This is a genomic window from Chryseobacterium sp. BGARF1 (assembly GCF_001677955.1).
Taxonomy (GTDB): Bacteria; Bacteroidota; Bacteroidia; order Flavobacteriales; family Weeksellaceae; genus Chryseobacterium.
Genome location: NZ_LELA01000065.1, coordinates 89,919 through 99,296, shown reverse-complemented (window position 1 = coordinate 99,296; position 9,378 = coordinate 89,919). Strand labels below are relative to the sequence as shown.

The 9,378-nt window shown below is 32.9% G+C and carries 8 protein-coding genes; 2 read left to right on the top strand and 6 right to left on the bottom strand.

The genetic code is table 11. The annotated features are described in order from the left end of the window. A partial coding sequence (locus AB671_RS22780; RefSeq protein ID WP_228391041.1) for a hypothetical protein occupies window positions 1–226 on the bottom strand: 226 nt, incomplete at its 3' end. A gap of 4 nt (window positions 227–230) precedes the next feature. Further along, a complete protein-coding gene (locus AB671_RS13120; protein WP_066679646.1) occupies window positions 231–1,355 on the bottom strand; it encodes a DegT/DnrJ/EryC1/StrS family aminotransferase in 1,125 nt (374 codons plus the stop codon). Window positions 1,356–1,511: 156 nt separating this feature from the next. Here AB671_RS13120 and AB671_RS13115 point away from each other — a divergent pair, with 156 nt between their 5' ends. Next, complete coding sequence (locus AB671_RS13115; protein ID WP_066679645.1) at window positions 1,512–3,113, top strand: S8 family serine peptidase; 1,602 nt, start codon at window positions 1,512–1,514, stop codon at window positions 3,111–3,113. 5 nt (window positions 3,114–3,118) lie between these two features. Here the strand turns inward: AB671_RS13115 and AB671_RS22005 are convergent, their stop codons facing one another. The 4 genes from AB671_RS22005 to AB671_RS13095 all read right to left on the bottom strand — a co-directional run bounded on the left by AB671_RS22005 (window position 3,119) and on the right by AB671_RS13095 (window position 7,282). Next, the gene (locus tag AB671_RS22005) at window positions 3,119–4,765 is read right to left on the bottom strand and encodes an alpha/beta fold hydrolase (RefSeq protein ID WP_082987308.1); all 1,647 of its coding nucleotides are present in this window, start codon (window positions 4,763–4,765) and stop codon (window positions 3,119–3,121) included. 126 nt (window positions 4,766–4,891) lie between these two features. Beyond that, entirely contained in the window at window positions 4,892–6,022 is a 1,131-nt protein-coding gene (locus AB671_RS13105) for a hypothetical protein (protein WP_066679644.1), read from the bottom strand. 38 nt (window positions 6,023–6,060) lie between these two features. After that, window positions 6,061–6,525, bottom strand: a complete 465-nt coding sequence (locus AB671_RS13100; protein ID WP_066679643.1) for a DUF1761 domain-containing protein — start codon at window positions 6,523–6,525, stop codon at window positions 6,061–6,063. Window positions 6,526–6,655: 130 nt separating this feature from the next. Beyond that, window positions 6,656–7,282 carry a hypothetical protein gene (locus AB671_RS13095; protein WP_066679642.1) on the bottom strand — a complete coding sequence of 209 codons (627 nt, stop codon included), beginning with the start codon at window positions 7,280–7,282 and terminating at the stop codon, window positions 6,656–6,658. A 68-nt stretch (window positions 7,283–7,350) separates the two neighbouring features. Between AB671_RS13095 and AB671_RS13090 the strand changes: the two genes are divergently transcribed. After that, window positions 7,351–9,249, top strand: coding sequence for an ABC-F family ATP-binding cassette domain-containing protein (locus AB671_RS13090; RefSeq protein ID WP_066679641.1), 1,899 nt, complete (start codon window positions 7,351–7,353; stop codon window positions 9,247–9,249). The last annotated feature ends 129 nt before the right edge of the window (window positions 9,250–9,378 follow it).

Below are 9,378 nucleotides of genomic sequence, written 5' to 3'. Positions count from 1 at the left end.
TTGATTCTTTAAAAATATTTATAAATGTCACTATTAATAATATAAATACAATAAAATTAAGAAAATATGCAAAAGATCTGAATTTTATATATTTTTCAGCTAATCTGTAACCTCTAAGTAAAATATTGATAGCAAATACACTATAGTAAATAATCCAGCCAAGAAGAAAAACTATTGTAAAAAAATATGCAAACTTATTTTTTAATATTCTTTCGTCGTGAAGCATATTTTTAATTCATAAATTCCAAAACAGCATCCGTAATATACTTCAACTGCTCTTCATCCAATTCTGTGTGCATCGGAAGAGAAATTACCTGATCCAAAAGCTTATCTGTATTTACAAAATCAGCATCATTGCTTTCCTGATAATAGGCTTTTTGTTTTCTTAAAGCAACAGGATAATAAATCATCGCCGGAATTTCCTTTTCAGTAAGGAATTTTTGTAATTCGTTACGTTTTCCGTTTAAAATTCTCAAAGTATACTGATGAAAAACGTGAGTTGAATTTTCAGACCTTTTCGGAGTTAAGATATTTTCATTTCCTGTAAAAGCTTCGTCATAGTAATCAGCCGCTTTTCTTCTTGCATCGTTGTAAGAATCAAGATTTGGGAGTTTTTTTCTCAAGATCGCAGCCTGAATACTGTCTAATCTTGAGTTTACTCCTACTTCGTCATGGTAATATCTTTCGTACATTCCATGGTTTACAATTCCTCTTAAACGGTGAGCAAGTTCATCATTATTCGTAAAAATTGCTCCACCATCGCCATAACAACCTAAATTTTTAGATGGAAAAAAAGAAGTCGTTCCAACGGTAGACATTGTTCCTGCGTGTCTTACGCTTCCGTCTGAAAAAGTATATTGAGCACCGATTGCCTGTGCATTGTCTTCGATAACAAATAGATTGTGTTCTTCAGCAATTTTTAAGATCTCCTCCATATTAGCACATTGTCCGAAAATATGAACCGGAATAATTGCTTTTGTTTTTGGAGTAATTGCTTTTTTAATCGCTTCTGTAGAGATGGTAAAAGTATCGTAATCTACATCTACTAACACAGATTTTAATTTTAATAAATGAATCACTTCAACCGTGGCAGCAAAAGTAAAATCAGCAGTGATCACTTCGTCTCCTTCATGTAAATCTAAGCCCATCAAAGCAATCTGTAATGCATCTGTTCCGTTGGCACAAGGAATTACATGTTTTACATCAAGGTAAGTTTCCATTTCGTTCTGGAAAGATTTCACTTCAGGTCCATTGATAAAAGCAGCAGAATCCATCACATTTAAAACCGCATTGTCTACATCATTTTTAATTTTGTAATACTGACTTTGCAAGTCAACCATCTGTATCTTTTTCATACGTAAATTTTATTTTTAAGTTTTATTCAATCGTTTTACTCTTTAAATTCATTTTTATAAAACGATTTTTAAACGAATATTTTCGTAAAAATAAGGATTTTAAAGTGCTATCAAAAATTTTATTGATTTTGTTTTATCTTTATACAAAATTATTAGATGAAAAAATTTTTACTGTTTTGTTTTTTAACAGGTTACTCTACAACATTTGCTCAGACTGAGCTTGTTTTTGTTTATTTTACGGGTAAACCCAACAAAGCTGCATTTTATGCCAATCCACTTTCAGAGCTTAGTCAAAAGTCGCTTAATAGGCGTACTGCTTTAGGAATTGCACTCAATGATCAGGATGCTCCAATCGAACAAAGCTACATTCAAAACTTACAAAATTTAGGATTTACCATCACCGATTATTCAAAATGGCTGAACGGTGTTGCTGTAAATGTTAATCAGGCACAAGCAAATATCATCAAAGCACAGCCTTTTGTGCAATCTGTAGAAAGTTTTGCTAAAAATTCTTCTTTAGTTTTAAAAACTCAAAACACCAATAAATGGTCAGATTTTGAATCGACTCAGAAAAACCAAACTGTATTCGATTATGGTTCTGGTTCCGCGCAAATCGATCAGATCAATTTAAGACCACTCCATCTTGCCGGATTTACCGGAACTGGAGTGACAATCGCTGTTATTGATTCCGGATTTCCGACCGTAAATACTGGTTCGGCATTTTCCAGATTATGGACCAATAACAAAATAAAAGGCGGTTATGATTTTGTTTCAAAAGGTACGGACATCTATAATCCTTCGCTAAATGGCCACGGAACGGTAGTTTTAGGAGCAATTGGTGGTTATATTGCTGATACTTTTGTGGGTTCTGCTCCCGATGCAGATTTTTATCTTTACCGCAGTGAAAATGCAGCAGTGGAAGTTCCTGAAGAAGAATTATATTGGATTGAAGCTGCAGAAGAAGCCGACAGAAAGGGCGTTGATATTATCACAACCTCTTTAGGCTACAATAATTTTGATGACCCAAAATACAGCTACACTTACAATGATATGAACGGTACAAAATCTTTCATTGGAAGAGCGAGTGAAATTGCGGTCAACAAAGGAATCTTTGTTTTAATTGCAGCAGGAAACTCAGGTGAAGTTCCTTGGCATTATATCACAACTCCGGCAGACAATGTTAAAGTTTTCAGTATTGGTTCGGTAGATGCAGCAGGAAACGCTTCTGCATTTTCATCTTACGGCCCCAACTCTTTAGGAATGATAAAACCGGATGCGAGTACGAGAGGAAGTTCTTCTACTACGGTTGATAATAATACGACTATTTCGGTTTCAGGAACATCCATTGCGACTCCGATTGCTGCTGGTGGAGTTGCTTGTTTAATTCAAGCTTTTCCGGGAATGAACAGAGATATGATGCGAACAAATTTAAGACAAACTGCCTCATTATTTCCTGCACATAATGACCAAATAGGTTATGGAATTCTGAATTTCGGAAGTTTTTATAATTCCACGTTAAATACCTCAGAACTGGTTAAAAAGAACACAATCGCAATCTTCCCAAATCCCGTAAAAAACATTTTGAATATTGCGACCGAAGCGCAAATTATTTCAACTGAAGTTTATGATAATCTGGGAAGAATGATTTTAAAATCTGCTCAAAGATCTATCAAAGTAGAAGATTTTGCAAAAGGAACTTATTATTTAAAAATTCAAACCAAGGATAAAGTTTATTATGAAAAGTTTTTGAAACAATAATCAGATTATTGTTTCAAAAACTCTAAAATATCCTGATTAAGCTGATCTGCATTTTCAAAAGGAATCATGTGAGTGGCATCTTTATAGATTTTCAGTTCTGAGTTGGGCATTTGTTTAGCCAAAAACTCGGTGTGAGCTTGTGTGATAACATCTTTTTCGCCTGCAATCACCAATACCTTATTCTGAATTTTATTTAATTGTTTCTCGCTGATATTTGGTTCTTTCAACATTAGTTTCAACAGTCTTCTTTCATTCAGTTTTTCAGGATTATTTTGTAATTGTAAAACTTTATATTTAATATTAAAATTATTGAGTAATTCCTGATCTACGCCCTCGGGAAAAGCATTTGCGCCTATTGTGATTAATCGATTTAAATTTTGAGGATATTTTAAAGCAAATTCCAATCCTGTATTTCCGCCATCACTCCATCCTGCAATATTGATCTTTTGTAATCCCAAATAATCAGCCAAGGCTTTTACATCTTCTGCAAAGATTTTGTAATTAAGATCGTTTTTAGTTTTATCAATGCTTTTTCCCTGCCCTCTTGTATCCATCACAATCACTTTATATTGTTTTGAAAGCACAGGGATCTGCTGGTAAAAATCTTTTATGCTTCCTGAATTTCCGTGAAGTAGAAACAGAGGCTCACCTTCCCCGTAAACTTCATAATATAGATCTGCATTTTTAAGATTCAACATTTTTCCAACTTCCTGATTTTTCCCGTAAACACTTTCTTCCGCTGCAGCTTGATAACTGCTTACGTCCGGAAAAAGATAAGCAACACCAGCATCGTTAATTTCGTCCTGCTGATTTTCGTTTTTAGCATTTTTATCCACTTTTACATCAATATTTATAGCCGGAGCGGCAATGGTCATTTTCTTCCATTCGTCATAAAATTTTCTTATATATCCTGTTCTGAAAAGCGCAGCACTGATATTTACCCTACCTTCAAACTCTTTTAAAAACTGAATTCCAACGAAAAATTTACCTTGAACCCAAATATTTTTATCATTTACATCTAAAGTAAAAGTTCCATCAACGATTTTATCTTTCGTTAATTCCACCGTAATCTCTTCATCTAATATGCTTTCATTGGGTAAGCCATTCTTTTCATTATAGATTGTATACCGCATAATTACAGGTCGGTCAGCAGTGATACTCGCAATATTAAGATTGATATTCTTGATTTTAGATTTTTTATTCGTCTTAAACTCCAATGCTGTTTCTCCTAAAAAATCTTCTTTTCGGAATGCCGGATTTACCGAATACATCACACTTTTAGTCTTCGTATTCACTCCCCAATTTTTATCGACTAATTTTTTAGTTTTTAAAACAACCTCCTGAATATTTTTCACTTTTTCTTTCATATAGATCTTCTGTTGATCTTGCTTCACAAAATTGGCAACAGTTTCAGTAAATGGTTCATATCCCGCAACTTCGACTTTAATTTTATTGGACGTGTTTGCTTTAGAAAGGTCAATCGTAAAATTCCCGTTTTCATCAGTAATGACCCCAATATTTTCTTTATCTACACCAATTTTAGCATAAGAAACCGGTTGATTTTCATTTTTAGAAATTACAGTTCCCGAGATGGTTTGTGAATAATAAAAACCTGCGGTAAAAAGAAATAACGTAAAGTTGAGCTTTTTCATGATAATAATTTTGAAGCAAAAATCTCAAATTCGCCTATCAATCACTCACAAGATCTTATTAAATTTGAGCTTTGTTTAGTTAAAAATAATATAAATAATCACATTAAAGTGAACAGAATTCTTAATTTATTTAAAAGGTTTTCTCTGAATCCACTCTACTTTTGGATTTAATGATGTGAAAATCTTTTTCATAAAAGAATTAATCGCTTTGTTGTTATGTTTAATTAAACCAAAAATCTCTACAGGTTCGGCGCCAATTGTTGATTTTATTTCGAGCGCTGTTCTGCCAAAAACAATTCGTTTAAACTGATTTGAAATTCCAAATTCGGTCATATCAAAAAGCATATTCAGGTAGATTTGTTTTTCTTTCTGAATCGCTTTATCATAGCCTAAAAAATACGTATCAATATCGTTGTTATTAAGAATTAAAGTATAAAAGCCAATCAGCTTATCATTCATAAAATATCCGAAGACCTTGAAATTCTCTTTCAGATTATGTTTCATACTTTCAAAATGATTTTCTGTGAGAAAAAAGGTATTAAAAGCCGCGTTTTCTGCAACATTTTGATACAGAATATTCATTTCATTCTGATACTTTTTGATCGACTGAATATCTAATTCTAATTTTTGAATTCCATCATTTTTTTTCTTTGCAGATCTCAATCTTGTTCGATATTTTTTAGATAGATCATTGCTGTAATCTTCAAAACAAATCCAATCCGGTTTTATATTTAAGATCATATTGGGCTGAACTGAAAATCTGTAAAATGATTTAAATTTTTCTGTTTTAAAGTTTTTTAAAAACAATTTCTGATAATCTTTATAAATAATCAATGATGTTTTTCCTAATATTGCTTGAATATTTTGTGAAGCTTCATTCAACAAAGTAATCGCTTTTTCAGTTGGAATTTTTGAAGTATCGAAATAAAAACCGTTTTGACCGGTCAACATATTATTTCCCAAGATCATCACATCTTTACTCAACTGTCTGGTCAGAAAATTTCTTATGCTGCACAAAACCTCCCCTTTCTGAAAACTTTTATGCTCAATAAAACTTAAGTATTGAAATAATGCGCCACCAATCAAATTTTCATCAGAAAAAAAACCGACAAAACAATATTTCATGTTGAGTGGTTTAGATTCTTCCAAAACACGAAAATATTCTTCAGACAACATGATATTTTGCTGCCCGATGACGATATCCCAATTAATTGGAAGCTCAATAGTTGAATTAAAAATTTTAAAAGTATAAGACATAAAAAAGGCCACAAATGTAGCCTTGAAATTTATATTAATTATTTTTGAGTCACCCAATTGAATCCGTCTGTTGCGTACCATCCACAGATAATTCCGCCCATTAAAGTAATGGTAATCGTCCAGAATCCGGTGTTGATAAAAACATATTTCCAAGATTTTCTTTCAAACATTGCATTGATGGCAATTAAAGGAAAAACAAAGAAAATTCCTGTCATAAAAGAATGCAAAGCGCCGTGACCAAATGAGCGGTACGCTTTACCGTAATCATGCATAAAAGCAGTGTAAGAAGGTTTTGCTAAAGTTTCGTCACCACCAATCATTCCCAAAGCTCCAAATTGATGAATCGTTACAAACTGAAGAAACATTCCGATTAAAAAAGATAAGATAATCGACAAGATAAAGACGACGCCCATGTTGGCGCCTTTCATTTTCTCTTCAGTCAATCCACATTCTCTCATCCATGCTTTCCCGAAAAGTTTAGGGTTATACCAAATAAATCCCATCACCAAAGGAATCGTGCGGCAAGAAGTATTGCCAGAAAGTTAATTTGTATCATAGTTTTTAGATATAGTTTAGTTTCTCAAATCTACATTAAAAATGATTACAAAAAGCTTAGGATCAAAAATATCCAGTCTATGGAAAAAGACGTTGGATAAGCTTAAAACTTTCAGAAATTCTTTCAGGATTCGCTATATAATAATAAAGAGCATAAGGAATACCCGGTAAAATCTCTAAAATTATCGCAAATAAAGGAAGCAGTAAATAAAGAAATACAGGAAATTTTCTTTTCATCGAAAACTTTTTAATTATTGCATTCCAAATGATTTTTATTCTGTCTTTATCATTCCATAAAATTAAAAAACATAAAATAAAGTAATATGCAAAACGCCTTGCAAAAGCCTGTCCCATTCCTTCATTCATAAAACTTACATCCATTAAAACAATATTTGCGGCAATGGGAATGAAAAATACAACCCCCAAGATCGCAGTAGATTCAAATAATAATAAAATCCCAGTAATAATTTGGAGTATTCCGACCGTTGTTTTTAAAGGTTCGTGGTCAAATAAAAACCACATGACTTTAAACAAAGGCAAATCTTTCAATGGAACGAGCAAATCATTGGAAGAAACGCCAAACTGACCATCTACAAGTTTACTATAGCCATAATTTATAAAAGTAAAAGCCAGTAAAAATCTTGCTGTTAAAATAAAATAATCCCAATATCTTTTTTTAGGAATCAAACGTAATTTGGCAATCATATTTTTAAGGTTTAATTTTCGTATTTTTGCGGCTCAATCGAAATTTCAAATAAAACTTTCACTCTATAATGAATTACGTTTCAGTCGAAAATCTTACCAAATCATATGGCATCAAAACTTTGTTTAAAAATGTCTCATTTCACGTTAATGAAGGTGACAAAATTGCCATAGTTGCCAAAAACGGCAGCGGAAAATCTACCCTTCTTAAAATTTTGATGGGAAAAGAGATTGCAGACAGCGGTTCTGTAGTCATTAATAAAGATATTCAGGTGGTTTTGTTTGATCAGGAAATCGATTTTGAGTCTGATCTTACCATTGAAGAGTTTATGATGACTTTAGATTCTGCGCCTATTTTAGCTTTAAAAAAATACCATCATGCTTTGCTTTCGGGTAATCCTGATGAAATGGAAACAGCACTTGCTGAAATGGAAATTCACAAAGCATGGGATTTGGAAAATGAAATGAGCCAAATTCTTTCTCAGTTGAAAATTACAGATTTAACAGCCAAAATGGGAATGCTTTCGGGTGGACAAATCAAGCGTGTTGCTTTGGCAAAACTTTTAACAGAAACCAGAGCAGAGCACCGTCACACTCTTTTGATTATGGATGAGCCCACCAACCACCTTGATGTAGAAATGGTAGAATGGCTTGAAAATTATTTGAACAAAGCAAAAATCACTTTAATTCTTGTTACGCACGACCGTTATTTCCTTGATGCGGTTTGTGGGATTATCTGGGAAATGGAAGATCAGAATATGTACTTCCATAATGGTTCGTATGCGACTTATCTTGAAAATAAAATGATTCGTGAGGATAATATGAACGCAACCATCGATAAAGCACAAAACCTTTATAGAAAGGAATTGGAATGGATGCGAAGACAGCCAAAAGCAAGAACTACAAAATCAAAATCAAGGCAAGATGACTTTTACGAAACCGAAAAAGTAGCTAAAACTGATACTCGAAAAGAATCTTTGGAACTTGATTTTGAAATGAAAAGATTGGGTAATAAAATCCTAGAACTTAAAGATATTTCTAAAAGTTATGGCGATAAATTATTACTGAAAGATTTCAGTTATTCTTTCCAAAGAGGAGAAAAAGTAGGAATTGTAGGAAAAAACGGAGCCGGAAAATCTACTTTATTGAATATTATTCAAGGTTTTGAACCAAAAGACTCGGGAGAAATTGAAACGGGAGAAACCATTAAGTTCGGCTATTTTTCTCAAAAAGGACTTCAATATAAAGAAGAAGAAAGAGTAATTGATTTCATCAAAGAGATTTCTGAAAACTTCCCTTTAGCTAATGGAAGAACGATTACAGCGTCGCAGTTTTTGAGATTATTCTTATTTGATGATCAAACGCAGTATTCACCGATTTCTAAACTTTCGGGAGGTGAAAAAAGAAGATTGCATTTGATGTATATTCTATATCAAAATCCTAACTTTTTGATCTTTGATGAGCCTACGAATGATCTTGACCTTCCTACTTTGACGGTTTTGGAAAACTTCCTTTTAAATTTCCAAGGCAGTTTAATCATCGTTTCTCACGACAGATATTTTATGGATCGTATTGTTGATCATATTTTAGCGTTTGAAGGGGAAGGAAAAATCAAAGATTTCATCGGAAACTTTTCTGAGTACAGAGAAAATAAAAAACTTGAGGACGGAAGCCAGAAGAACGAAGATAAAAAAGCAAAAACTGTAGCTGAAAAGGTGGTTGAAAAACCAGTTGTTACAGATGTTCCGAAAGCTCAAGCTCCAAAAAAGAAGCTTTCTTTCAAAGAACAGCGTGAGCTGGAAACCATTGAAAAAGAAATTCCGGAATTTGAAGGTAAAAGAGCCACAATTTTGGAACAACTGAATAATGAAACTGATTACGAAAAAATATCAAAACTTTCTGCAGAACTGGAAAGTCTTGCCGAAAAGTTGGAAAACCACGAGATGAGATGGCTTGAGCTTCAGGACTAAATAAAACTAAAAAAAATAGCTGTTCAGTGATTGAACAGCTATTTTTTTTATGATTTAACAAATTACTTTTTTTTAATCAGTGTAAAAATACTGTAAAAAAGAAATGCGGTTCCCACAATAAGAAACCCA